The sequence below is a fragment of the Mesorhizobium sp. M0598 genome (genome assembly GCF_040320865.1).
GTDB lineage: Bacteria > Pseudomonadota > Alphaproteobacteria > Rhizobiales > Rhizobiaceae > Mesorhizobium.
Genome location: NZ_JAMYQL010000010.1, coordinates 1 through 25,346 on the forward strand (window position 1 = coordinate 1; position 25,346 = coordinate 25,346).

At 62.8% G+C, this 25,346-nt stretch carries 22 protein-coding genes and 1 tRNA gene; 2 read left to right on the plus strand and 21 right to left on the minus strand.

The annotated features are described in order from the left end of the window. The coding region (locus NKI59_RS14700) for an S-adenosylmethionine:tRNA ribosyltransferase-isomerase (protein WP_352705008.1) at positions 1-955 on the minus strand (955 nt) is incomplete at its 3' end. After that, positions 952-1,674: an SDR family NAD(P)-dependent oxidoreductase gene (locus NKI59_RS14705; RefSeq protein WP_352705010.1), complete on the minus strand. Its 723-nt coding sequence runs from the start codon at positions 1,672-1,674 to the stop codon at positions 952-954. The genes NKI59_RS14700 and NKI59_RS14705, both read right to left, overlap by 4 nt. Before the next feature lie 85 nt (positions 1,675-1,759). Between NKI59_RS14705 and soxR the strand changes: the two genes are divergently transcribed. Next, positions 1,760-2,194 (plus strand): redox-sensitive transcriptional activator SoxR, encoded by a 435-nt coding sequence (gene soxR, locus NKI59_RS14710; RefSeq protein ID WP_352617470.1) that lies wholly within the window; start codon positions 1,760-1,762, stop codon positions 2,192-2,194. Positions 2,195-3,394: 1,200 nt separating this feature from the next. On the opposite strand, the gene NKI59_RS14715 is transcribed toward soxR, so the two are convergent. After that, on the minus strand, positions 3,395-4,777 hold the full coding sequence (locus NKI59_RS14715) for a DUF6538 domain-containing protein (RefSeq protein WP_352705012.1): 1,383 nt from the start codon (positions 4,775-4,777) through the stop codon (positions 3,395-3,397). A gap of 137 nt (positions 4,778-4,914) precedes the next feature. After that, positions 4,915-4,999, minus strand: a tRNA-Leu gene (locus NKI59_RS14720). A 175-nt stretch (positions 5,000-5,174) separates the two neighbouring features. Here NKI59_RS14720 and lipB point away from each other — a divergent pair. Further along, positions 5,175-5,918, plus strand: a complete 744-nt coding sequence (gene lipB / locus NKI59_RS14725) for a lipoyl(octanoyl) transferase LipB (RefSeq protein WP_352705014.1) — start codon at positions 5,175-5,177, stop codon at positions 5,916-5,918. A 387-nt stretch (positions 5,919-6,305) separates the two neighbouring features. Here lipB and NKI59_RS14730 read toward each other — a convergent pair whose 3' ends face one another. The 17 genes from NKI59_RS14730 to nuoF form a co-directional block, all read right to left on the minus strand. After that, positions 6,306-6,989 carry an ABC transporter ATP-binding protein gene (locus tag NKI59_RS14730; protein ID WP_352705016.1) on the minus strand — a complete coding sequence of 228 codons (684 nt, stop codon included), beginning with the start codon at positions 6,987-6,989 and terminating at the stop codon, positions 6,306-6,308. Beyond that, positions 6,986-8,272 carry a lipoprotein-releasing ABC transporter permease subunit gene (locus NKI59_RS14735; protein ID WP_352705018.1) on the minus strand — a complete coding sequence of 429 codons (1,287 nt, stop codon included), beginning with the start codon at positions 8,270-8,272 and terminating at the stop codon, positions 6,986-6,988. Before NKI59_RS14735 ends, NKI59_RS14730 begins: the two co-directional genes overlap by 4 nt. Continuing rightward, on the minus strand, positions 8,269-9,597 hold the full coding sequence (gene proS, locus NKI59_RS14740) for a proline--tRNA ligase (protein ID WP_352705020.1): 1,329 nt from the start codon (positions 9,595-9,597) through the stop codon (positions 8,269-8,271). The genes NKI59_RS14735 and proS overlap by 4 nt, the downstream gene beginning before the upstream one ends. A gap of 560 nt (positions 9,598-10,157) precedes the next feature. After that, a complete protein-coding gene (locus tag NKI59_RS14745; RefSeq protein ID WP_023676613.1) occupies positions 10,158-10,442 on the minus strand; it encodes a DUF1467 family protein in 285 nt (94 codons plus the stop codon). Continuing rightward, a complete protein-coding gene (gene mce, locus NKI59_RS14750; protein WP_352705022.1) occupies positions 10,439-10,843 on the minus strand; it encodes a methylmalonyl-CoA epimerase in 405 nt (134 codons plus the stop codon). Before mce ends, NKI59_RS14745 begins: the two co-directional genes overlap by 4 nt. Before the next feature lie 140 nt (positions 10,844-10,983). Beyond that, on the minus strand, positions 10,984-12,654 hold the full coding sequence (locus NKI59_RS14755; RefSeq protein ID WP_352705024.1) for a ribonuclease J: 1,671 nt from the start codon (positions 12,652-12,654) through the stop codon (positions 10,984-10,986). A 102-nt stretch (positions 12,655-12,756) separates the two neighbouring features. After that, a complete protein-coding gene (locus NKI59_RS14760) occupies positions 12,757-13,578 on the minus strand; it encodes a biotin--[acetyl-CoA-carboxylase] ligase (protein WP_352705026.1) in 822 nt (273 codons plus the stop codon). Between the two features lie 4 nt (positions 13,579-13,582). Beyond that, complete coding sequence (nuoN, locus tag NKI59_RS14765; RefSeq protein ID WP_352705028.1) at positions 13,583-15,019, minus strand: NADH-quinone oxidoreductase subunit NuoN; 1,437 nt, start codon at positions 15,017-15,019, stop codon at positions 13,583-13,585. An 18-nt stretch (positions 15,020-15,037) separates the two neighbouring features. Beyond that, the gene (locus NKI59_RS14770; protein WP_352705030.1) at positions 15,038-16,543 is read right to left on the minus strand and encodes an NADH-quinone oxidoreductase subunit M; all 1,506 of its coding nucleotides are present in this window, start codon (positions 16,541-16,543) and stop codon (positions 15,038-15,040) included. After that, complete coding sequence (gene nuoL / locus NKI59_RS14775; protein ID WP_352705032.1) at positions 16,543-18,516, minus strand: NADH-quinone oxidoreductase subunit L; 1,974 nt, start codon at positions 18,514-18,516, stop codon at positions 16,543-16,545. Before nuoL ends, NKI59_RS14770 begins: the two co-directional genes overlap by 1 nt. A 10-nt stretch (positions 18,517-18,526) precedes the next feature. Further along, positions 18,527-18,835, minus strand: a complete 309-nt coding sequence (gene nuoK, locus NKI59_RS14780) for an NADH-quinone oxidoreductase subunit NuoK (protein ID WP_023676620.1) — start codon at positions 18,833-18,835, stop codon at positions 18,527-18,529. 1 nt (position 18,836) lies between these two features. Continuing rightward, positions 18,837-19,457: an NADH-quinone oxidoreductase subunit J gene (locus NKI59_RS14785; protein WP_023676621.1), complete on the minus strand. Its 621-nt coding sequence runs from the start codon at positions 19,455-19,457 to the stop codon at positions 18,837-18,839. Positions 19,458-19,575: 118 nt separating this feature from the next. Then, positions 19,576-20,067 carry an NADH-quinone oxidoreductase subunit NuoI gene (nuoI, locus tag NKI59_RS14790; protein ID WP_023676622.1) on the minus strand — a complete coding sequence of 164 codons (492 nt, stop codon included), beginning with the start codon at positions 20,065-20,067 and terminating at the stop codon, positions 19,576-19,578. Continuing rightward, the gene (nuoH, locus tag NKI59_RS14795; protein ID WP_023676623.1) at positions 20,067-21,110 is read right to left on the minus strand and encodes an NADH-quinone oxidoreductase subunit NuoH; all 1,044 of its coding nucleotides are present in this window, start codon (positions 21,108-21,110) and stop codon (positions 20,067-20,069) included. The genes nuoI and nuoH overlap by 1 nt, the downstream gene beginning before the upstream one ends. Before the next feature lie 2 nt (positions 21,111-21,112). Further along, positions 21,113-23,194, minus strand: a complete 2,082-nt coding sequence (gene nuoG / locus NKI59_RS14800) for an NADH-quinone oxidoreductase subunit NuoG (RefSeq protein ID WP_352570380.1) — start codon at positions 23,192-23,194, stop codon at positions 21,113-21,115. 74 nt (positions 23,195-23,268) lie between these two features. Beyond that, on the minus strand, positions 23,269-23,964 hold the full coding sequence (locus tag NKI59_RS14805; RefSeq protein ID WP_352705034.1) for a helix-hairpin-helix domain-containing protein: 696 nt from the start codon (positions 23,962-23,964) through the stop codon (positions 23,269-23,271). A gap of 77 nt (positions 23,965-24,041) precedes the next feature. Continuing rightward, positions 24,042-25,346, minus strand: a complete 1,305-nt coding sequence (gene nuoF, locus NKI59_RS14810) for an NADH-quinone oxidoreductase subunit NuoF (protein WP_023676626.1) — start codon at positions 25,344-25,346, stop codon at positions 24,042-24,044.

Sequence of the window (25,346 nt, forward strand, 5' to 3'; positions counted from 1 at the left end):
CGGAGGCCTTGGCGAGCAGAGCATCGTCGGCAAAGGCGCGCAGGAGCTCGAAATGGCTTTCGCCGGGCTGGTGGACGCCTGTGAGAATCGCATCGACCACGCGAAGCCGCGTGCCCCGCGCGATGCGCCCTGTCGCAATGCCATTTCCGGCACGCACATTGCCGCCGGGATTGGCGGCTGCCTCAAGTGCGCGCACTACGCTCGTGCCGATCGCAATGATGCGGCTGCCGCGGAGCTTCGCCCGCGCGACCTGCGCCGCGGTGCGCCCAGGGATGCGGTAGGGCTCGTCGAAGGGAAGACGCGAATCGAGTGCGGGATCGCCGGTGGAAGAAACGCCGGCGGCATGCGTGAGCGTTGCGAAGCCAACGTCGCGCCGACGCCAGACCTGGAGCGTACGCCAGTCGAGCGCGAAGCCTGCCGATGGCGCCTCGAACGCGGCCGGCTCGGCGGCAATATTCGTCCAGACATCCCACAGTGCCAACGGCTCACGAACATGCGCGTATTGGATCGGTCGGCCGTGCTGCGCCAGTGCTGCAAGCACCGCTGCGCGGTTGCCTGGCAAACGCAGCTCAAGAAGGCGAGGATGGTCGAGAAGGCGCTCTACGACGGCGTTAAGCGGGCCGAGCCGGAGTCGATCGCCTGGTGACAGCGGAGGCGGAGGCGGCCGGTCTTCAGTGCGCGTGCCGTGATCGCCTGCACCGAAGGCAATCGCCAAGAAACGGGTTGGATCGGGAAACGACTGCCAGCCTGCCAGGCGGATCTCGATCGCCTCGTCGCTCGGGACATGCGTGCCGTGCAAGCTGGCAGGCAAGGTCGCGGCGTCATTGGCGACGACCAGATCGCCGGGACCGAATAGCGTCTTGATTCCAGCGCGCGGCAGGTCGCGCGTCGTGCCGTCCGCCTCGAGGACCAACAGCCTGGCAGCGCGCCGGTCGGGACGGTCGGCGGCAATCATGTATTTACCCCGGCGTGAAGCGTAGCACGGACCTGCAACGCGTCGAGCATCTTTTCGATGATCTCGGCAGCGGACAGCTCGGGGCGTTTCAATGTAGACGGATCGGCGTCAGGAAGCGCCAGCGCGTGCAATGGGGTGTCCATATCACCGGGGTCTAGCGCGAAGAGCCGTATGCCGTCAGCCTTCGCCTCCTCGTCCCAAATCGCCGTCAGATGAGCAAGAGCAGCCTTGCTCGTGCCGTAGGCGCCCCAGCCGGGATAGGCGTTCACCGCCGCATCGCTGGAGATGTTGATCACCAGCGCGCCACGGCCCCCGCGTGCGGACGCGGCAAGTGCACCGAACAGGGCCTTCGTCAGCCGGAACGCGCCGACCAGGTTGACCGCGAGCGCCACTTCCAGTTCCTCGCACTCAGTATCGGCGAGGAGCGCCAGAGGGACAGGGCCGAGGCTCGAGGCATTGTTGATCAGGACGTCGAGCCCGCCGAGGCTCGCAGTTACCTGTAGCGCGATCGAGTAGGTGTCCTCCTTCTTGCCGACGTCGCCGACAATGCCGTGCGCGCCCGTCGCGTCAGCGATGCGTTCGACATTCGCGGCGGTGCGAGCGACGAAGGCCACGCACGCACCCTGCGCGGTCAGCTGCCGCACAAGCGCCATTCCGAGCCCGGAGGTGCCGCCCGTAACCGCCACGCGAAGTCCCTGAAGATCAATATTCGACTGCATTGCCGGTGCTCCTTCAAGCTTTATGGCGCCTTCTACAAGTTCAAGTTAACTTGAAGTCAAGCGGGAATCGTGCTTTCGTTCATGCATGGATTCCATGCTGACCATCGCCGACGTGTCGCGGCGTAGCGGCGTCGCCTCATCGGCCCTGCGCTTCTACGAGGAGCGCGGGCTGATCGCGTCCGAGCGGGCCGGCTCGGGACACAGACGCTATCCGCGATCCGTGCTGCGCCGGATCGCCTTCATCGTCTTCGCGCAGCGAATTGGGCTGACGCTCGAGGAGATCGGCGCCGAGCTCGCCAAGTTGCCAGCCGATCGCGTGCCGTCGCGTCGGGATTGGTCGCGGTTGTCGGGCCAGTGGACCAAGCGCATCGACCAGCGCATCGCCGAGTTGCAGCGCCTGAGGTCGGGGCTTACCGAGTGCATCGGTTGCGGCTGCCTGTCGATCGACCGGTGTAGCCTTGCAAACCCTACCGATATGGCAGGACGCAAGGGGCCGGGGCCGAGGTATTGGCTGGGGTGAGTTGGCAGCCAATTGCGAGACGCTGCGGACCGGTAACGTTCAGCGGCGGTATCGTTTGTCGCTGACTTTCTCCATCCACTCGACGGCGTTGCCTTCAATTGCTTGCGCCGTCCTGCCAGACGGTTCGTTCCTTCTAAAGATGCGGCTGCATTTCAGCGGGCCAAGCGAAATAAGGAAATACGTCGAACTGCTCCGGGTGCGGCAGTCATCAACCTCTTCAGCCCCCCGAAACGCTGAGCATTGGAGCCGTTGCGCGTTGCCACAGGCTGATCGGATTGATCCGGCGGTTGGCGATACCTTTCTTGCGGCAACGAAGGACGAAAACGGTGTCTAGGCCATCGGTAATGGTAGCCTGTTCAAAATTTCGCCAATCGTTGGCTGATCGCCCGCACGGTACTGCATTCGGACAGCATGACCCAAGACTTTACATTAAGTATTCGAATTTGTTCGCTTTCGGCGCAGTTGGTCCCGCCCATCATTGAACCGACACGAATCTCATAACCGATTTCCTGCCAAGCGATCGCCCGTGTGAAGCTTGTCAAACTCACCCCAAAGGTGCCGCAATATCGAGGAATGCTAATGATAAGGTAATCATAAGCGACCTCCCGAGATACTCGCGCTCCCACGCACTGATCCGGATCAGCTGATTGCCTCTCCTCAGGTAATTATAGCCCACCAAATCCGGCATTGCCTGCGTCCTCCGATCGGTTTGGTCGGATCGGATGAGGCATTCCGGCCCGCCGACAGCCTGCGGATCGATTCGGTCTCGTGTCCGGTTCAAGGGCATCGACCCGTCTGAGTCCGCTCAGCAATTCATGTGGCCGGATGTGGCTAGCTGCATCTGACAGTGCAGAGTTGCCGCAAGCGTGTTTTCCGATTTCTACGTCGAAGTATCGCCGCTGCACGATGCGGGAGGCAAACCGCTTTTCTCACCTGCGCCTGCTGCCATTATCTCGTCTGTGTCATCGCCGAACAGGAAACAGACGGGACAGACAATGACCTGTGTTCTGCCACAGGTAAGCACTGTTCCTGAGCCCGTGACCTTAGACAGAATTGACCGCGCTCTGGATACGCTCGCCCTAGCTATCCACAAGGCTGGCAACAAAGGACGAGCGTATCTCCCGATTTACGAGCGTCTTGAACGGGAGAAGAAGAAATTGATTGCAGAGACGGGCGCAATGCTGCGCGTCCAGGAACGGCTCAAACGATCTCGGGATCGAAAGGCAAAGCAATTTTTTTGAGTTCGTCTCGTCGCCATTGCAACGATCCGCCCGTACCATACTCTACACGCTCTATCGTATGGCCCATCAAGATTTTGCGAAGCTCGCTGTCGATACCTGCCTCCTTCATACGATCCTCGAAACTGTGCCGGAGGGAATAAATCTTGTGCTTCGGTGTCGGGAAAAGTTTGTGTGTTTTAAAGAATTTATTGAGGTTTGCAGAAAGCGCCTCTTCACGATTGCGGTAGCGCGGAAAGCCCTGCGGATTTTTCTTAAAAACTTCCAGCGCGACGCCTACCAGCGGTACATCTCGCACTGACCATTCGGTCTTGATCTCGCGCGGATCATCGGCGTCCTCTCGTAGGGTAATGCGAATATACGGAACCGGCGTGTCAAGGAAGATCACGGTCTCATCAAGATTGCATATCTCGCTTGGGCGTGTGCCTGTCTCGATCAGCGCCAGAACGCAGCGACGCGCTTGAGCATCCAGGGATGCTAAAGCGCCCGGCCTCATGATCTGATCGGTTATCCATTTGGGTTCGAATGACGGCCGTTTACGACGGCGCTTGCCACGCTCCGAAAAGCGGAGGTCATCGAATGGGGTGCCTTTTTGTTCCTCGCCCAAATGAGCGAAATAACGCCTGTAGAGATCCCGCATGTTGCCGAGGTCTCGATTGCCGGCAGACGCCGAATGTGTCGCGGCTCCGATGTCTGGCGGCGGCGCGATGCGCTTGAGCCAGAACCGGTAGAAGGTCAGTCCGTCTTCACGCGTGACGTCGCCGATCGGCTTGTCACCAATCAGGGCAACGAAATTGTTTACGGCTCTCTGCTTTACCTTCTTCCACATTCGGCGCTGCGACTGGCTCTTACCCGCGACTTCATGGGCCATGATCTCATCGGCGTAGAGATCAAAAGCTTTGGAGACTTTGACCGGCGGCACCTGCACCCCGCCGAGGAGAGCGTCGGCGACCGCGGGGGCCGCTTGAACGCGCTCCAGCGCCTCGACACGCTTTAAAATTGAATCGACATTCTGAAAGCCTGCCACCTGTCCATTTGAAAGGTAGGAAACGCCCATGGCTTCAGCCCGGCGAACGGCGTCGCGATACTGATCGAGTGCTGACCTTGTCTCGCCGCCGCAAAGAAGCACCGCCCACAGGGTCTTGTCCGCGTCTTCGAGCTTGTCGCGCATGGCACGTGCGAGGCGGCGTTCGTCCGTTCCCAGGGACTTGCGAATGAACCTGCCGCGATCGTCGATGCCGACCATCTTGGCGGGCATTCGCCGATGATAATAGAAAATTCCGTCGCGCTGGACGAGGTAGCGATCCGGGTCTCTGGCGGGCTCTGCGACGGCCTCTTTTCGCATGGGCCAAACTCGCAATGTATCTCAGTTTGTATCCCAGATTGTATCGCATTTCGGCAAGAACGCCAAGCGCCCTCATCAACGGGTGCTCTGCCGGACTGGAGTTTCAATGGCTTAGAGGGCCAAGTTCACGAATTTGATGGTGCGGTCGAGAAGACTCGAACTTCCACGGGTTGCCCCACAGCGACCTCAACGCTGCGCGTCTACCAATTCCGCCACGACCGCACGTGGTAGGAGCCGGAACCAACCGGCCCGCGGCGTGTAGCAAATCGTTTCCGGTGAAACAAGTGCGCGGCCAGCAATAATCGGCCGGACATCGGCATAACTGTTCAAGGGCCGAACGTGCCGGAACTGGACGTTTGTACCGATTGCCGCCATATGAGTGGCGAGACGAGATATCATGACAGAACGCAGCCAGATCGCCACGTCGTTCCTGCCCTTGCCCGGCTCGGCGCCGGTCGAATGGCGCATCGAGCCCGGGCTCACCGCCTATCCCGATGCGCTCGCCGTGATGGAGGCGCGCGCCGAGGCAATCCGCAGCGGCGCCGCCGGCGAGATGGTCTGGCTGGTCGAGCACCCGCCGCTCTACACCGCCGGCACCAGCGCCCGCATCGAGGACCTGATCGAGCCGGACCGTTTCCCGGTCTTTGCCGCCGGGCGTGGCGGCGAATACACCTATCATGGGCCGGGCCAGCGCGTCGCCTACGTCATGCTCGACCTGAAGCGGCGGCGCGAGGATGTCCGCGCCTTCGTCGCCGCACTCGAACAATGGATCATCGGCTCGTTGGCCGCCTTCAACGTACGCGGCGAACGCCGCGAGGACCGCGTCGGCGTCTGGGTGGTTCGGCCGGACCGCCCCGCTTTGCCCGACGGCTCGGCGGCCGAGGACAAGATCGCCGCCATCGGCATCAGGCTCAGGCGCTGGGTGAGCTTTCACGGCATCGCCATCAATGTCGAGCCGGACCTTGGCCATTTCAGCGGCATCGTGCCGTGCGGCGTCCAGGACCACGGCGTCACCAGCCTTGTCGACCTCGGCCTTCCCGTGACCATGGCCGACCTCGACCTGGCGCTGAAATCCGCTTTCGAAGACGTGTTCGGGCCCGCCGCGGTGTCGCCTGTCGAAGTGTCCCGCAAGGCCGGCTGAAACACTCGCCCAATGCCTGCGCCAATATGCGAAGGCGGCCCTCGCTCATCAGCATCGAGCCCGCCCTTGAGCTCAATCCTCACATCGCGCCGATCCAGATTGCCATGGAAATGAGGAACGTGCTCATGCACACCAGCGAGACGACATCCTGAACAAGATCGGTCATAACTCTCTCCTGTTGTTAGTATGTTCGTATTTTGTTCTAATTTTGTTCGAATGTCAACGATCGCAGTCCGGGCGTCACCGGAATTGCGCTCGGTCATTTCGACAGGGTTAAGAAAGGGTTGAGAGGGAGATGCCGAGCGTTTCGGGGCCGACAGGCGCACGAAAGCGGCGGGACGGCGCACGGCAGCTCGCAGGCCGTCATCGCCCCAATTGCAGCGCACCCTAAAGCGGCACAACCTTGCCGTCGGCCAGCGTCACGCGGCGGTCCATGCGCGAGGCGAGCTCGTGATTGTGGGTGGCGATGAGCGCCGCCAGGCCCGATTGCCGGACCAGTGCTGCCAGCGCCTCGAACACATAGGAAGCGGTCACCGGGTCGAGATTGCCGGTCGGCTCGTCGGCCAAGAGCACCAGCGGCGTATTGGCGACGGCACGCGCAATGGCCACCCGCTGCTGCTCGCCGCCGGAGAGCTCGGAGGGGCGATGCTGTGCCCGCTTGCCGATCTGCATATAGTCGAGCAATTGCGCCGCCCGCTCGGCCGCCTCCTTGCGCGGCAGCCCTTTTATCAGCTGCGGCATCATGATGTTTTCCAGCGCAGAAAACTCAGGCAACAAATGATGGAACTGGTAGACGAAGCCGACGTCGTTGCGGCGGATCGCCGTGCGTTCGTCGTCGGAAAGCCGGCCGCAGGCGCGCCCCGCCAGGATCACGTCGCCGGCGTCCGGTCGCTCCAGCAGCCCGGCGGTGTGGAGCAGCGTCGACTTGCCGGTGCCCGACGGCGCCACAAGCGCCACCATCTCGCCACGCTTCAGCGAAAAATCGGCGCCGTTCAGGATGGTCAGCTTGCGCGGCCCCTGCACATAGTGCCGCTCGACGCTCTTCAGCTCGATAATGGCCTCGGCCATCATTCGTACCTCAGCGCTTCGACCGGATCGAGCCTGGCCGCGCGCCATGCCGGAAACAGTGTCGCCAGGAACGACAGCGCCAAAGCCATGAGAACGACCGAGATCGTCTCGCTGGCATCCATGCGGGCCGGCAGCTGGCTTAGGAAATAAAGCTCGGGATTGAACAGCCGCTCGTTGGCCAGCCAGGAGAAGAACTGGCGGATGCGCTCGACGTTGAGGCAGATCACGATGCCGAGCAGCACGCCGGCGATGGTGCCGACAACGCCGATCGCAGCCCCGGTCATCAGGAAGATACGCAGGATGGCGCCACGCGTGGCGCCCATGGTGCGCAGGATGGCGATGTCGTGGCCCTTGTCCTTCACCAGCATGATCAGGCCGGAAATGATGTTGAGCGCCGCCACCAGCACGATCAGCGTCAGGATCATGAACATGACGTTGCGCTCGACCTGCAGCGCGTCGAAGAACGTCTTGTTACGCTCCCGCCAATCGACGAGGGTGATCGGCCGTTGCGCCGCCTCTTCGACCTTCGGCTTCAGCGCGTCGATATTGTCGGGATTGTCGGCGTAGATCTCGATCGTCTGCGCCCTGCCGTCCATGTTGAAATAAAGCTGCGCTTCCGAAAACGGCATGTAGACGATGGAGCTGTCATATTCCGACATGCCGACCTCGAAGATCGCGGTTATCGGATAGCCTTTCATGCGCGGCGTCGTGCCGAGCGGCGTGACGTCGCCCTCGGGCGAGATCAGCGTGATCGTATCGCCGAGCACAAGGCCGAGATTCTCGGCCATGCGGCTGCCGATGGCGACGCCCTCGCCGGTGTCGAAGCCGACGATCGAGCCCGCCTTGATGTTGTTGGCGACGATCGTGATCTTGCCGAGATCCTCGCCGCGTATACCGCGCACCAGCGCGCCGGTGCCGCCGCCGACATTGCCTTGCGCCAGTACCTGCCCGTCGATCAGCGGAATGGCGTATTTAACGCCGGGCACGCCGTTGATGCGGCCGGCGACCTGGTCATAGTCCTCCAGCGGCATGTCGAGCGGCTGCACGATCAGGTGCCCGTTGACGCCAAGGATGCGCGTCAGCAGTTCGGCGCGAAAGCCGTTCATGACCGCCATGACGACGATCAGCGTGGCAACGCCCAGCATGATGCCGAGGAAAGAGATCGAGGCGATCACCGAAATCACCGTCTCCTTGCGGCGCGAGCGCAGGTAGCGCCACGCCACCAAGCGCTCGAAGCCGGAAAAAGGCCCGGCGCCCGATGGTCTTGCTGCCGCCGCTTCGTTCATGCCGCGGCACCGAAGCGCTGCTTCACGTCCGCGATCGGCAGCGTCTCGCGTTCGCCGGTCCTGCGGTTCTTGATTTCGACCTCGCCGGCGGCGACACCACGCGGCCCGACGATCACCTGCCACGGCAGCCCGATCAGGTCGGCGGTGGCGAACTTGCCGCCCGGCCGCTGGTCGGTGTCGTCGTAGAGCACCTCCTTGCCGGCGGCGGCAAAGGCGGCATTCAGCTCGCCGCAGACGCGGTCGCATTCGGCATCGCCAGCCTTCATGTTGATCAAGCCGACATCGAACGGTGCCACCGCCTCCGGCCAGATGATGCCGTTATCGTCATGGCTGGCCTCGATGATCGCCGCGACCAGCCTGGACGGGCCGATGCCGTAGGAACCGCCAGAAACGAAATGATCCTTGCCGTCCGGCCCGGTCACCTTGGCGCCCATCGGCTTGGAATATTTGTCGCCGAAATGGAAGATATGCCCAACCTCGATGCCGCGCGCCGAGACCCGGTCGCCGGTCGGCACCTTCTCCCATGCCGCCTCGTCATGCATCTCGTCGGTGGCGGCATAGGGCGTCGTCCACGTCTTGACGATCTCGGCGATCTCGGCGTCGTTCGAAAAGTCGGTATCCGCCCCCGGCACCTCAAGCGAGAGATAGTCGCGATGGCAAAACACCTGGCTCTCGCCGGTGTCGGCCAGGATGATGAACTCATGGCTGAGGTCGCCGCCGATCGGCCCAGTGTCGGCGCGCATCGGAATGGCCTGCAGCCCCATGCGCGTAAACGTCCTGAGATAGGACACGAACATGCGGTTATAGGCGGCCTTGGCGCCTTCATAATCGAGGTCGAAGGAATAGGCGTCCTTCATCAGGAACTCGCGCGAACGCATGACGCCGAAGCGCGGGCGCACCTCGTCGCGAAACTTCCACTGGATGTGATAGAGGTTGAGCGGCAGGTCCTTGTAGGACTTGACATAGGAGCGGAAGATCTCGGTGACCATCTCCTCGTTGGTCGGCCCGTAGAGCATATCGCGGTCTTGCCGGTCCTTGATGCGCAGCATCTCCTTGCCGTAGTCTTCATAGCGGCCGCTTTCGCGCCACAGCTCGGCCGATTGGATGGTCGGCATCAGGATTTCGAGTGCGCCGGCGCGATTCTGCTCCTCGCGAATGATCCGGCAGACCTTGTCCAGCACCCGCTTGCCGAGCGGCAGCCAGGAAAAGCTGCCCTGCCCCTGCTGGCGGATCATGCCGGCGCGCAGCATCAGCCGATGCGAGACGATCTCGGCCTCGCGCGGATTTTCTTTGAGAATGGGCAGGAAATAGCGCGACAAACGCATGGACTGGTCCGTGAGAGAGGATGGCGGCGCCGGAATCGGCGCAGCGCTGGCTTGCTTGCCCCGGCTTCATAGCCATTTCATGGCGGAATGGAAACCCGGCCCAGGCGCTGCATAGACGCCGCAATTGCCGCACACGGCTTGCTGGGCGTTTCGCAAGCAACGCCTGCCGTACTATTGTGCACTGCAGCACGAGATTGCCTGTTTCCGGGCAAAATTCTTCGTGACATATTCACCCGCCTTAGGCTAGTGTGCCCCCATAACCGAGAGGGCGGAGAAAAATCTGCCCTCCTACGCGGTCAAAGTCTTGGGAGGATGCGATCTAGGCGCGGTAACTCGCTGCCGCCGGACACCGGAAACAGATCGGACGCGTTTAAATTGCAAGGCCTCGCGCCTTGCATTTTTTTTGTGCAATCATTTGGTTAGCACGACAGATTACCAAACTACATGACGTTGCGTCAGCCCAAACCCGCCCCGGCCTTTACTTTGGGCTGACCTTGCTGGCTCGGCTTGATTTCAGAGCCTCGGCTAGGCTGGGATAGTCGGACACGGTAGGTAGCCGGCTAATGCGCTGGGCTCTGGTTGAAATCCGGCACGATGTGCGGGATGTCGTCGATACCGAGGCCAAGCCCTCTCGTGATGCCGTAGAAGATACCCATGAGGACCAGCGTGACGATCGTCGTGCGCAGCGCCGCGCGCAGCATGTGCGGTCCGCGCGGTGCGCTCGGAACCGTGCCAAGCGTCACGTCCCGATCCTCGTCCTGCGTCCGCATGCTGAACGGCAGGACGGCGAACAACACCACCCACCATGTGGCGAAGAACAGGGCGACAAACGAAACCCAACTCATGCTTGCTCCAGTTCGACCAGTGTGCCGAAGAAATCCTTGGGGTGCAGAAACAATACCGGCTTGCCATGTGCGCCGATCTTCGCATTGCCGTCGCCCAGCACGCGCGCGCCGCTGGCCTTGAGACGGTCGCGCGCCGCAACAATGTCGTCCACCTCATAGCAGACATGGTGCATGCCGCCGGACGGATTCTTCGCGAGGAATGCGGCGATCGGCGAGACTTCGCCGAGCGGCTCGAGCAACTCGATCCTGGTGTTGCCGACGTCGACGAACACCACCGTAACGCCATGCTCCGGCAGCGCCTGCGGCGCGGTCACGCGCGCGCCAAGCGTATCGCGATAGACCGCCGCAGCCGCGGCCAGATCCGGCACCGCAAGCGCGACATGGTTGAGGCGTCCGAGCATAGCGTACTCCCGGGTTAGGGGAGTAGGGGAGTAAGGCAGTAGGGGAGTAGGGAAAAAAGGATCTAGAAGTGCATCTGTTTGCGCTCCTACCTCCTACTTCCCTACTCCCTTACTGCCCTGCTCCCCTACTCCCTTGTTCGTCACCTCGTGACGAACACCGTCACCAGCGGCTTCTTGCCCCAGGCTTCGTTGGCCGCGCCGCGCACCGCGCGCCGCACCGCCTCCTGGACCAGGTCGAGGTCTTTTCGGCGCTGGCGGGGGATGGAGTCCACGGCGCCGATTGCCGCATCGATCATCAGGTCTTCCAGGCTCTCGCCGCTGCCGTCGGCCTCGGCGACGCCGATGGCGACGAGATCGGGATCGCCGGCAAGCTCGTATTTGTCGTCGAGCACGACATTGACGGCGACATGGCCGGCAAAGGACAGCTTGCGGCGGTCGCGAATGCCCATCGCCTGGTCGGTGCCGATCAGCCTTCCATCCTTGTAGATGCGGCCGAACGGCACCTGGTCGATGATCGCGGCGGCACCCGGATACAGCCTGAGCATGTCGCCGTCGCGCACCTGCGCGACCTGGCCGACGCCGGCCGTCGACATCAGCGAGCCCTGCGCCACCAGATGCGCCGCTTCGCCATGCACGGGAACGCCGATCTGCGGCCGCACCCATTCATACATCTTGCGCAATTCGCTGCGGCGTGGATGGCCGGAGACATGCACCAGCGCATCGCCGTCCTCGATGATCTTGATGCCGAGATCGATCAGGCGGTTCTTGATTTCGAGGATCGCCTTCTCGTTGCCGGGAATGGTGCGCGAGGAAAACACCACCGTGTCGCCGGCCGTCAGCGCCACCGACTTCATCTCGTCGCGCGACAGCTTGGCAAGTGCGGCAAGCGGCTCGCCCTGGCTGCCGGTGCAGATGATGACGAGGTTTTCGCGCGGGATGAAGCCGTAATCCTCCTCGGCGATGAATTCCGGCAACCCGTCCATATAGCCGAGTTCATCAGCCACATCGATGACGCGCTTCATCGAGCGGCCAATCACCAGGCACTGGCGGCCGGCATCCCGCGCCGCCTTGGCGATGGAGACGATACGCCCGACATTGGAGGAGAAGCTGGTGACGGCGACCCGGCCCTTGGCGTTCTGGATGACGCTCTTGAGGCCCTCGCCCACCGCCACTTCGGACGGCGATTCCCCTTCCCGCATCGCATTGGTGGAATCGCAGACCAGCGCCAGCACGCCCTTGTCGCCATAGGCTCGGAAGCGCGCCTCGTCGGTCATCGGCCCGACCGTCGGCGCCGGATCGATCTTCCAGTCGCCGGTATGGATGACGACGCCGGCCGGCGTCGTGATCGCCAGCGACATCGGTTCGGGAATGGAGTGCGCAACAGGGATGGCCTCGATCTCGAACGGGCCGACGGTGAATTTCTCGCCGGCCCGGTAGATCGTCACCGGGATCTTCGGCGCCCCTTGCTCGCCCTGCCGCTTGGCTTCCAGCAGGCCGGCGCTGAACGGCGTCATCCACACCGGCGCCTTGAGCTTCGGCCAGATGTCGTGGAGCGCGCCGTAATGGTCCTCATGCGCATGGGTGATGACGATGCCGCGCAGATTGGCGACATTCTCCTCGATGAAACGCGTGTCGGGCAGAACCAGGTCGACGCCGGGCAGGGTTGCATCGGGAAAAGTGACGCCGACGTCGACCACGATCCATTCGCGCGCATTGGCCGGCCCATAGCCGTAGAGGGCGAAGTTCATACCGATCTCGCCGACACCGCCGAGCGGCACGAAGACAAGTTCGGCGTTTTCCGCTGTCGCCATGGTCTTTCCTTCCTTGCCGGTCAAAATTGTGGGCCGGTCAAAATTGTCGGCCGGTCAAATTCAAGCTGGTCAAATACCTGGCCAGTCAAACGTATTGGCCGGTCAAACGCCGGCCGAGGCAACCGCGCCGAAATGCACGTCGCCGGCAGCGATCGTCAGAACCGAACCTTGATCGTCGCGGATCACGAAACGGCAGTCCTCGTCAATGGTCTCGAAGGTGCCGCGCACCACATTACCGTCAATTCTGACAGCAACCTGCCCGCCAAGCCCCGCCGCACGCGCCAGCCACCGCCGCCTGACGGCCGCAAGCCCACGCCCTTCGTTCCACAGCCGCGCATTCTCGCTCCAGGCATCCGACAGCGCCAGAAACAGCGTCTCGGCATCGCAAGCAGACCCCAGCGCGCTGAGCGACGTCGCTGGATAAGGCAAATCCTCAGGGTATGCCACCACGTTGACGCCGATACCGACAGCCACCGCCGAACGGCCACCATCCAGCATCGCCGATTCCAGCAGGATGCCGGCGAGCTTGGCGCCCGAGGCAAGCACATCGTTCGGCCATTTCAGTTCGAAACGGTTCTTGCCTTGGCTGGCCCCATCGAGGCCGATCGCGATCCTGCCCTTCGGCACGACGGCGTCGAGCGCGTCGGCCAGCGCCAGTCCGGCAACGAAGCCGAGCGTCGCGGCAAGCCGAAGCTCGGTGTTGGTGATCACCAGCAGCGTCGCTGCCAGATTACCCTCGGGCGTCGCCCAGGCGCGGCCACGGCGGCCACGCCCGGCTTCCTGCTTTTTGGAGACGACCCAGAGTTTGCCCGGATCGCCGGCCCGTGCGTGCTCCAGCGCCAGCGCGTTGGTGGAGCCGACCGTGTCGTGCGCCTCGAGCCGGAACCCGTCCGAAGCCGCGGTTGGGGCCAGCCTGAACGTCATTCCGTCAGAAGAAGGTCTTGGCCGCGGCAGCGGCGTAGGTTCCGATCGGGCCGCCGATCAGCACGTAGAACAGCACGAAGGCGCCACAGACACCGAGCACGACGCGCAGTTCGGACGCCATCGGCACGAAGCCGCCGACCGGTTCGTCGAACCACATGATCTTGATGATACGCAGATAATAGTAGGCGCCCACCACAGAGGCGAGCACGCCGATGATCGCCAGCGCGTAGAGGTTGGCATTGATGGCGGCGAGGAACACGTACCATTTCCCCCAGAAGCCGGCGAGCGGCGGGATGCCGGCCAGCGAGAACATCAGGATGGTGAGGATCGTCGCCATGATCGGATTGGTCGCCGACAGGCCGGCGAGATCGCTGATCTGCTCGACATTGCCCTCCTTGCGCCGCATGGCGAGGATGAAGGCGAAGGTGCCGAGCGTCATCACCAGATAGATCAGCATGTAGATGGCGACGCCGCGCACGCCGTCCTGGCTGTTGGCGGCAAGGCCGACCAGCGCATAACCCATATGACCGATGGAGGAATAGGCCATCAGCCGTTTGATGTTGGTCTGGCCGATGGCCGCGAAGGCACCAAGCGCCATCGAGGCGATCGAGATGAAGACGATGATCTGTTGCCAGTCGGCGGCGATCGGCTTGAAGGCGCCCATGGTGACGCGCACCATCAGCGCCATCGCCGCCATCTTCGGTGCCGCCGCCAGAAAAGCCGTCACCGGCGTCGGCGCGCCTTCATAGACGTCGGGCGTCCACATATGGAACGGCACCGCCGAGATCTTGAAGGCAAGGCCGGCCAGCACGAAAACCAGGCCGAAGACGAGCCCAAGCTGGCGCTCACCGCCGCTCAGCGCCGCGGCGATCTCCTGGAAGCCGGTGTTGCCGGTGTAGCCGTAGACCAGCGAGATACCGTAAAGCAGCATGCCCGACGACAGCGCGCCAAGGACGAAATACTTCAGCCCGGCCTCGGTCGAGCGCAGATTGTCCCGGTTGATCGCCGCCAGCACGTAGATCGCCAGCGATTGCAGCTCGAGGCCGAGATAGAGCCCGATCATGCCGTTGGCCGAGATCATCAGCATCATGCCGAGCGTGCAGAGCAGGATCAGCACCGGATATTCGAACTTGTCGAAACGCTCCGCCTGGGCAAAGCGGACCGACATGACCAGCGTCACCGCCGAGCCGACCAGCGCCAGCACCTTCATGAAGCGGGCGAACGGATCCTCGATGAAGGCTTCGCCATAGGCGTTGCCCTGTCCCGGCGAAAAGACCAGCCAGGCGCCGGCGATCACCAGCACGGCGACGGCAAGCCCGCTCACCGTGACGGTGGTGTTGGCGCGCGAATAGGCGCCGAGCATCAACAGCGCCAAGGCGCCGATGGCGAGGATCAGCTCTGGCGTCGAGAGCGAAAGGCTTGAGAGAAGGTCCGGCGTCATGGTTCGCAAAACCCCCAGTCAGTTCGCCGCCGCGGTCTGCGCGGCGCCGATGGATGCGGTGACATTGGTAACGAGCGCCTTGACCGATTCGGCGGTCGCGTCGAAGATCGGCGCCGGATAGACGCCGAAGAAGATGACCAGCGCGACCAGCGGATAGATGATCACCTTCTCGCGCGTCGACAGGTCGAGCAGGCCTTTCAGGCTTTCCTTGGTCAGCGCGCCGAAGATCACCTTGCGGTAGAGCCAGAGCGCATAGGCCGCCGAAAGGATGACGCCGGTGGCGGCGAAGAGCGCTACCCAGGTGTTGACCCGGAACACGCCGAGCATGGTCAGGAACTCGCCGACGAAGCCGCTGGTGCCGGGCAGGCCGACATTGGCCATGGTGAAGATCATGAACACGGTTGCATATTTCGGCATGTTGTTGACCAACCCGCCATAGGCGTCGATGTCACGCGTATGCATCCGGTCGTAGATAACGCCGACGCAGAGGAACAGCGCGCCGGAGACCAGGCCGTGCGACAGCATCTGGAAGATCGAGCCCTGGACGCCTTCCTGGTTCATCGCGAAGATGCCCATGGTAACGAAGCCCATGTGAGCGACCGACGAATAGGCGATCAGCTTCTTCATGTCCTCCTGCATCAGCGCCACCAGCGAGGTGTAGATGATGGCGACGACGGATAGCGTGAAGATCAGCGGCGCGAACATTTCGGATGCGATCGGAAACATCGGCAGCGAAAAACGCAGGAAGCCGTACCCGCCCATCTTGAGCAGGATGGCGGCCAGGATCACCGAGCCGGCCGTCGGCGCCTCGACATGCGCGTCCGGCAGCCAGGTGTGCACCGGCCACATCGGCATCTTCACCGCGAAGGACGCGAAGAAGGCAAGCCATAGCCAAGTCTGCATATTGGCCGGGAAGTTGTGGGTCAGAAGCGTCGGGATGTCGGTGGTGCCGGACTGGAAGAACATCGCCATGATGGCGAGCAGCATCAGCACCGAGCCGGCCAGCGTATAGAGGAAGAACTTGAACGAGGCATAGACGCGCCGCTTGCCGCCCCACACGCCGATGATGATGAACATCGGGATCAGGCCGGCTTCGAAGAAGACATAGAACAAGACGATGTCGAGCGCGCAGAACACGCCGATCATCAGCGTCTCGAGCAGCAGGAAGGCAATCATATAGGCCTTGACGCGCTTCTCGATCGATTCCCACGAGGCGAGGATGCAGAGCGGCATCAGGAAGGTGGTCAGGATGACGAACAGCATGGAGATGCCGTCTACGCCCATATGATAGGAGATGCCGGAATCCAGCCAGGCAAACTTCTCGACGAACTGGAAGCCGGGCTGCGAATTGTCGAAGCCGGTCCAGATGAACAGCGAAATCACAAACGTGAACGCGGTCGTGAACAGTGCTATGGCGCGGATGTTGCGGCGCGCGTTCTCGCTGTCGTCACGCACGAAAAGGATGAGCAGCACACCAACCAGCGGCAGGAAGGTGACCAGCGATAGGATCGGCCAGGCGGTCATCAGAGCATCATCCAGGTGACGAGTGCGGCAACGCCGATCAGCATGGCGAAGGCATAGTGGTAAAGATAGCCGGTCTGCAGCTTGACGACCCGGTTGGTGACGTCGACGACGCGCGCCGAAATGCCGTCCGGCCCGAGCCCGTCGATGACGGTGCCGTCGCCGGTCTTCCACAGGAAGCTGCCGAGGCGCTTTGCCGGCCGCACGAACAGGAAGTCGTAGAGCTCGTCGAAATACCATTTGTTGAGCAGGAAGGCGTAGAGCAGGCGATGGTTGGCGGCGACGCTCCGAGGCATTTCCGGCGCGCGAATATAGAACTGCCAGGCAATCGCAAAGCCGATCAGCATGGTGATGAACGGTGACAGCTCGACCCACAACGGCACTTCGTGGATTTCGTGCAGGATGTGGTTGTCCGGCAGCGTGAACAGCGACGCCTTCCAGAATTCGGCATAGCCCTCGCCGAAGAAGGCGCCGTGGAAGATCACGCCGGCAAACAGCGCGCCCGCCGCCAGGATGAACAGCGGCACCAGCATGACCGGCGGCGATTCATGGACATGGTGCATGACCTCGTGGCTGGCCCGCGGCTCGCCGTGGAAGGTCATGAAGATCAGCCGCCAGGAGTAGAAGGAGGTGAAGCAGGCAGCAATGACCAGCAATATGAAGGCAAACGCGGCGACCGCATTGTGGCCGGCGAAGGCCGCTTCGATGATGGCGTCCTTGGAAAAGAAGCCGGCCGTGCCGATGATCGTTACCGGGATGCCGACACCGGTCAGCGCCAGCGTGCCGATCACCATCATCCAGTACGTTTTCGGAATGAGCGTCCTCAGGCCGCCCATCTTGCGCATGTCCTGCTCGTCGGAGACGGCGTGGATGACCGAGCCCGAGCCGAGGAACAGCAGCGCCTTGAAGAAGGCGTGCGTGAACAGATGGAAGATCGCCGCGCCATAGGCGCCGACGCCGAGCGCCACGAACATGTAGCCGAGCTGCGAACAGGTCGAATAGGCGATGACGCGCTTGATGTCGTTCTGGACGAGACCGACTGTCGCCGCGAAGAAGGCGGTGAAGGCGCCGATGAAAGTGACCACGGTCAATGCCGAATGCGACAGCTCGAACAGCGGCGACAACCGCGCCAGCATGAACACGCCTGCCGTCACCATGGTCGCGGCATGGATCAGTGCCGAGACCGGCGTCGGGCCTTCCATGGCATCCGGCAGCCAGGTGTGAAGCGGCACCTGCGCCGACTTGCCCATGGCGCCCATGAACAGGAGCAGGCAGACAACCGTCATCGCAGCCTGCTTGTCGAGCGCATAGCCGAGGAAGGTCAGCACGGCCGGGCCTTGCGGCGCGCCTTCCGCCGGAATGAACGTCGCCGCATTGGCGAAGATGGTGCCGAGATTGACCGAGCCGAACAGCACGAACACGCCGAATATGCCGAGCGCAAAGCCGAAATCGCCGACGCGGTTGACGACGAAGGCCTTGATCGCAGCCGCATTGGCCGACGGCTTCTTGTACCAGAAGCCGATCAGCAGATAGGAGGCAAGGCCGACGCCTTCCCAGCCGAAGAACATCTGCACGAGGTTGTCGGCCGTCACCAGCATCAGCATGGCGAAGGTAAACAGCGACAGATAGGCGAAGAAGCGCGGCCGGTCCGGATCGTGATGCATGTAGCCGATCGAGTAGATATGGACCAGCGACGACACCGTGTTGACAACTACCAGCATCACCACCGTCAGCGTGTCGATCCTGAGCGCCCAGGACGCCTCCAGCCCGCCCGACTGGATCCAGCGCATCACCGGCACGGTGAACACCTCTCCGCCGCCGAAGCCAACCGAGAAGAAGGCGACCCACGACAGCACGGCCGCGATCACCAGGAAGCCCGAGGTGATGTATTCGGAAGCCTTGGCCCCGAGCGAGGTGCCGAACAGGCCGACGATCAGAAAGCCGAGCAGCGGAAGGAAGACGATGGCCTGATACATGGTGGTTCCGTCAACCCTTCATCATGTTCACGTCTTCGACCGCGATCGAGCCGCGGTTGCGGAAGAAGACGACGAGAATGGCAAGGCCGATCGCCGCTTCGGCCGCCGCGACCGTCAGCACGAACAGTGCGAACACCTGGCCGACCAAATCGCCGAGCGCCGCCGAAAAGGCGACGAAATTGATGTTGACCGCAAGCAGGATCAGCTCGATCGACATCAGGATGACGATGACGTTCCTGCGGTTCAGGAAGATGCCGAACACGCCGAGCGTGAACAGGATCGCCGATACGGTCAGGTAGTGCGCGATGCCGACGACCATCTCAGACTCCTTCGCCCGTCTTGACCTTGCGGATTTCCACTCCGGTTGCCGCCGTGCGGCCGACCTGGGCGGCGATCGACTGCCGCTTGACGCCCGGCTTGTGGCGCAGCGTCAGCACGATGGCGCCGATCATGGCGACCAGCAGCACCAGCCCCGCTACCTGGAAGTAATAGAGGTAATCCGTATAGAGGATGTCGCCGAGCGCTGCCGTGTTCGACCGCGCGGCCAGGTCCGGAATGGGTTTCGCGACCGTCGCCGCCAGTTTCGGCGCGAATGTATAGCCGCCGAGCACCACGATCAGCTCCGCCGCCAGGATCAGCCCGACCAGCGCGCCGATCGGTGCATATTGCAGGGCGCCTTCCTTCATTTCGGCGAAGTCGACGTCGAGCATCATGACGACGAACAGGAACAGCACCAGCACCGCGCCGACATAGACGACGAGCAGGATCATCGCCAGGAACTCGGCGCCGGTCAGCATGAACAGGCCGGCGGCGTTGAAGAAGGTCAGGATCAGGAACAGCACCGAATGCACGGGATTGCGCGCCGAAATGACCATGAACGCCGATGCCACCGCGACAAAGGCGAAGAGGTAGAAAAAGGCCGCCTCTAGTCCACTCAGCATGGGTTCCCCCGGGTTTCCTGTCAGAACAGGACGTTCGTCCTGTTTTTTGCCACCGCCTCCGGTCGGCAAGTTGCGTGTTCCTTAAACCAGGCCCCTCGCCCCGTCCATGCGTCAAATATCAGCGGTAAGGCGCATCCAGCGAGATGTTGCGCGCCAGCTCACGCTCCCAGCGGTCGCCATTGGCCAGGAGCCTGTCCTTGTCGTAATAAAGCTCCTCGCGCGTTTCCGTCGCGAATTCGAAATTCGGCCCCTCGACAATGGCGTCGACCGGGCAGGCTTCCTGGCAGAAGCCGCAATAAATGCATTTCACCATATCGATGTCGTAGCGCACGGTGCGCCGTGTGCCGTCGTTGCGGCGTGGGCCGGCTTCGATGGTGATGGCCTGTGCCGGGCAGATCGCCTCGCACAGTTTGCAGGCGATGCAGCGTTCCTCGCCGTTCGGATAGCGGCGCAGCGCATGTTCGCCGCGGAAGCGCGGGCTGACCGGCCCCTTTTCATGCGGATAGTTGATCGTCTCCTTCGGCGCGAAGAACTGGCGCATCGACAGGAAGAAAGCGCTGACGAAATCCTGCAAAAGCAGTGACTTGGCGGCCTGGGATAATGCTGACATCAGGCAAACCCGGTGAGTTTGAGAAAGGCGGCGGTGGCGACCACCATGAACAGCGAGATCGGCAGGAAGACCTTCCAGCCGAGCCGCATCAGCTGGTCGTAGCGATAGCGCGGCACGAACGCCTTCACCATGGAGAACATGAAGAACACCAGGCAGACCTTGAGCACGAACCAGATGAGCCCCGGCACCCAGGTGAAGGGTGCGAAGTCGAAGGGCGGCAGCCATCCGCCGAGGAACAATATGGTGGCCAGTGCGCACATCAGGACGACGGCGACATATTCGCCGAGGAAGAACAACAGGAACGGCGTCGAGGAATATTCGACCATATGGCCGGCGACGAGTTCCGATTCGGCTTCCACAAGGTCGAAGGGCGGCCGGTTGGTCTCGGCCAACGCCGAGATGAAGAAGACGATGAACATCGGGAACAGCGACAGCCAATGCCAGTCGAGGAAGGTGTTGGGCAGGCCGAGCCGCGTGCCCAGCCCGTCCTGTTGCGACAAGACGATGTCGGACAGGTTGAGCGAGCCGACGCAAAGCAGCACGGTGACGATGACGAAGCCGATCGAGACCTCGTAGGACACCATCTGCGCCGCCGAGCGCAGTGCGCCGAGGAACGGGTATTTCGAATTGGAGGCCCAGCCGCCCATGATGACGCCATAGACCTCGAGCGAGGAGATGGCGAAGACATAGAGGATGCCGACATTGACGTTGGCGATCGCCCAGCCTTCATTGACCGGTATGACCGCCCAGGCGGAGATCGCCAGCACCGCCGACACCAAAGGCGCCAGCAGGAAAACGCCCTTGTTGGCGCCGGACGGGATGACCGGCTCCTTGAAGACGAATTTCAGCAGATCGGCGAAGGCCTGCAGTGTGCCCCATGGGCCAACGACATTCGGGCCTCGGCGCAATTGCACCGCCGCCCAGATCTTGCGGTCGGCGTAAAGCACATAGGCGACGAAGATCAACAGAACGACGATCAGCACGACCGACTTCAAAAGGATCAGCAGCGCCGGCAGCACGTAGAAGGAGAAGAAGGTGTCCATGTCTACTCCGCCGCCTGCCTGAAGCCGTTCTTCGCCAAAGCCGAGCATTCGGCCATCACCGCGGAAGCCCGCGCGATCGGGTTGGTCAGGTAGAAATCCTTGACCGGCGAGGTGAAGGTGCCCTTGTTCAACCGCCCGCCGAGCTTGGCAACCCTGGCGATGTCGGCCGGGTCGCCGGCCGCGACATGATCGATGCGGGCAAGATGCGGGTATTCCGCATAGAGCTTTGCGCGTAGCTGCGGCAGCGAATCGAAAGGTAGCTTCTTGCCCAGCACATCCGACAGTGCCCGAAGGATCGCCCAGTCCTCGCGCGCTTCGCCGGGCGCAAAGCCGGCCCGGTTGGTCTGCTGCACGCGGCCCTCGGTGTTGACGAAGGTGCCCGACTTCTCGGTATAGGCGGCACCCGGCAGGATGACGTTGGCGCGATGCGCGCCCTTGTCGCCATGCGTGCCGATATAGACGACGAAAGCGCCGCCGGTCTTGGCCATGTCGATTTCGTCGGCACCGAGCAGGAACAGCACATCGGTCTCGCCGAGCATGCCGGCGACATTCCTGCCGCCCTCGCCCGGCACAAAGCCGACATCGAGGCCGCCGACCCGCGCCGCCGCGGTGTGCAGTACGGCAAAACCGTTCCAGTCGGCCCTTGCGGCATTGACGGCGACGGCGAGCTTCGCCGCCTGGCCAAGCACGGCCGCGCCGTCCGGACGCGCCAGCGCACCCTGGCCGACGATGATCAGCGGATGCGTCGCCTTCTTCAGTAGCTGGAAGAACTTGCCGTTGCCGTCGGCCAGATCCTTCAGCGATTCCGGCCCGGCGCCGAGCTGCTCATAATCATAGCGCGTATCGCCGACGTCGCCGATGACGCCGACCGGCAGATTGCCGGCCCGCCAGCGCTTGCGGATGCGGGCGTTGAGCAAGGATGCCTCGAAGCGCGGATTGGCGCCGATGATCAGCACCGCATCGGCCTGTTCGATGCCTTCGATGGTCGGGTTGAACACATAGCTCGCCCGGCCGAGCGACGGATCGAGTGCGGCGCCGTCCTGGCGGCAGTCGGTGTTCTTCGAGCCGAGCGAAGCCATCAGAAGCTTCAGCGCGTAGATCTCCTCGACGGCGGCAAGATCGCCGGCAATGGCACCGATCTTTTCGGGTGCCGCATTCGACACCGCTTCCTTGATCGCGGCAAAAGCCTCGGCCCAGCTTGCCGGGGCCAGTCTGCCATCCTTGCGCACATAGGGGCGGTCGAGGCGCTGCGTGCGCAAGCCGTCCCAGACGAAGCGGGTCTTGTCGGAAATCCATTCCTCGTTCACCGCCTCGTTGGTACGCGGCAGGATGCGCATCACTTCGCGGCCCCGGCTATCGACACGGATCGCGGAGCCGACGGCGTCCATCACGTCGATGGATTCGGTCTTGGTCAGTTCCCACGGCCGTGCCTGGAAGGCGTAGGGTTTGGAGGTCAGCGCACCGACCGGGCAAAGGTCGATGACATTGCCCTGCAGTTCCGAAGTCATTGCGCTTTCGAGATAGGTGGTGATCTCGGCATCCTCGCCGCGGCCGATCAGGCCGAGCTCGGATATGCCCGCAATCTCGGTGGTGAAGCGGACGCAGCGCGTGCAATGGATGCAGCGGTTCATGATCGTCTTGACCAGCGGCCCGATATACTTGTCTTCGACCGCCCGCTTGTTCTCATGGTAGCGCGAGGAATCGACTCCGAACGCCATCGCCTGGTCCTGCAGGTCGCACTCGCCGCCCTGGTCGCAGATCGGGCAGTCCAGCGGATGGTTGATCAGCAGGAATTCCATCACGCCTTCGCGCGCCTTCTTGACCATCGGCGTGTTGGTGAAGATTTCCGGCGGCTCGCCGTTCGGGCCGGGGCGCAGGTCGCGCACGCCCATGGCGCAGGACGCCTGCGGCTTGGGCGGGCCGCCTTTCACCTCAATCAGGCACATACGGCAATTGCCGGCGATCGACAGCCGCTCGTGGAAGCAGAAGCGCGGCACTTCTGCGCCGGCGTCCTCGGCCGCCTGCAGCAGCGTGTAATGGTCGGGTACAGTGATCTCTTTCCCGTCGACCTTGAGCTTTGCCATTTCGCCTCAAACCCCTGCGGACGTTCCGCAATCTTTCCTTCCGGGCGCAGCCGAGACCGCGCACGATATTGAATTCACTTTTTGGCCCCGGCCAACGCGGCCGCCTGACCGATCCAGCCGTCACGGCCGATGCGGCCCTTCAACGACAGGTAATCTTCGACCCAGGCGATCTCTTGCGGCGTCCACGCGGCGATCTGGGCGTATGTCCAGATGCCAAGGCCGTTCAGCACCTTTTCCAGTTTCGGCCCGATGCCCGATATCGCCTTGAGGTCGGCGGGCTTGGCTGGCCGATCCATCGGCCTGGGCTGCTTGAAATCCTCCGGCATCAGGCCGGCCGACGCATCCGCTGCAACGGTGCTCGCATTCGCCAAGCTCCGCGCCGCGGTGCTCGTCGCAATGTCGGTCACATCGTTGGCGAAGGACTGCGCCTCGGCAATCAGGGTTTTGGTCGCCGCGCGCGCCTTTATCGATGAGCTTTTGCCGGTCGCGGAAACGCGTTCCGTTCGCGCCTCGAAATCCTCGGCGACCGGCTGCCAAAGCCGCTGCGAGGTTTCGGCCGCGCCCGAAAGCACGCCCATCCAGATGCCAAAGGCGTGGTTGGCAAGACCGATGCCGAGTGCCGTCATCGCCGCCGCGCCCGCGACAGGATGCGCCAGGAGATTGACGGCATTGGCCATCTCCTTCGGCATCATCCTGGTCAGATCCTGGTTCATCTTCAACAACGGGTCCATATCGGGCGTAAAATCGTCGGGTGTCGAAAACAGCGACATAGGTGGTCTCCTGGTCGTTTCCGTCTGCCCCGCGCTCGTTTCCTCGTGTCGGACATTCGTCCGCATTTTGAATACTTCTATTCCGCCGCCGCCAGCACCGGTTCGGCACGGTGCGCGTTGCGCGAAAACTCGTCGATGCGCCGCTCCACCTCGCCGCGGAAATGCCGCATCAGGCCCTGGATCGGCCACGCCGCCGCGTCGCCCAGTGCGCAGATCGTGTGGCCCTCGACCTGCTTCGTCACGTCGAGCAGCATGTCGATCTCGCGCTTCTGCGCTTCGCCGCGCACCAGCCGCTCCATCACCCGCCACATCCAGCCGGTGCCTTCACGGCAGGGCGTGCACTGACCGCAGCTTTCGTGCTTGTAGAAGTAGGAAAGCCGCGCGATCGCTTTCACGATATCGGTCGATTTGTCCATGACGATGACAGCCGCCGTGCCGAGGCCCGATTTCAGATCGCGCAGCGCGTCGAAATCCATCGGCGCGTCGATGATTTGCTCGGCCGGCACCAGCGGCACCGAGGCGCCGCCCGGAATGACCGCCAGCAGATTGTCCCAGCCGCCGCGGATGCCGCCGCAATGTGTCTCGATCAGCTCGCGGAACGGGATCGACATCGCCTCTTCGACGGTGCACGGATTGTTGACGTGGCCGGAGATGCAGAACAGTTTCGTGCCGACATTGTTGGGCCGGCCGAAGGACGAGAACCAGGCGGCACCGCGGCGCAGGATGGTCGGCGCGACAGCGATGGACTCGACATTGTTGACTGTCGTCGGGCAGCCATAGAGGCCGACATTTGCCGGAAATGGCGGCTTCAGCCGCGGCTGGCCCTTTTTGCCCTCGAGGCTTTCGAGCAGCGCCGTTTCCTCGCCGCAGATATAGGCGCCGGCGCCATGGTGCATGTAGATGTCGAAATCGTAGCCGGATGTGTTGTTCTTGCCGATCAGCTTGGCCGCATAGGCCTCGTCGATGGCGCGCTGCAGCGCCTCGCGCTCGCGGATGAACTCGCCGCGCACATAGATGTAGGCTGCGACCGCGCCCATGGCGAAGCCGGCAAGCAGGCAGCCTTCGACCAGCGTGTGCGGGTCGTGGCGCAGTATGTCGCGGTCCTTGCAGGTACCGGGCTCGGACTCGTCGGCATTGACGACGAGATAGCTCGGCCGGCCGTCGCTTTGTTTGGGCATGAACGACCATTTCAGCCCGGTCGGGAAACCGGCACCGCCGCGGCCGCGCAGGCCCGATGCCTTCATCTCGTTGACGATCCACTCGCGCCCCTTGGCAACGATGCCGGGCGTGTTGTCCCAGGCGCCGCGCGCCATGGCACCGGCCAGCGACTTGTCGAAGCGGCCGTAGATGTTGTTGAAGATGCGGTCTCTGTCCTGAAGCAT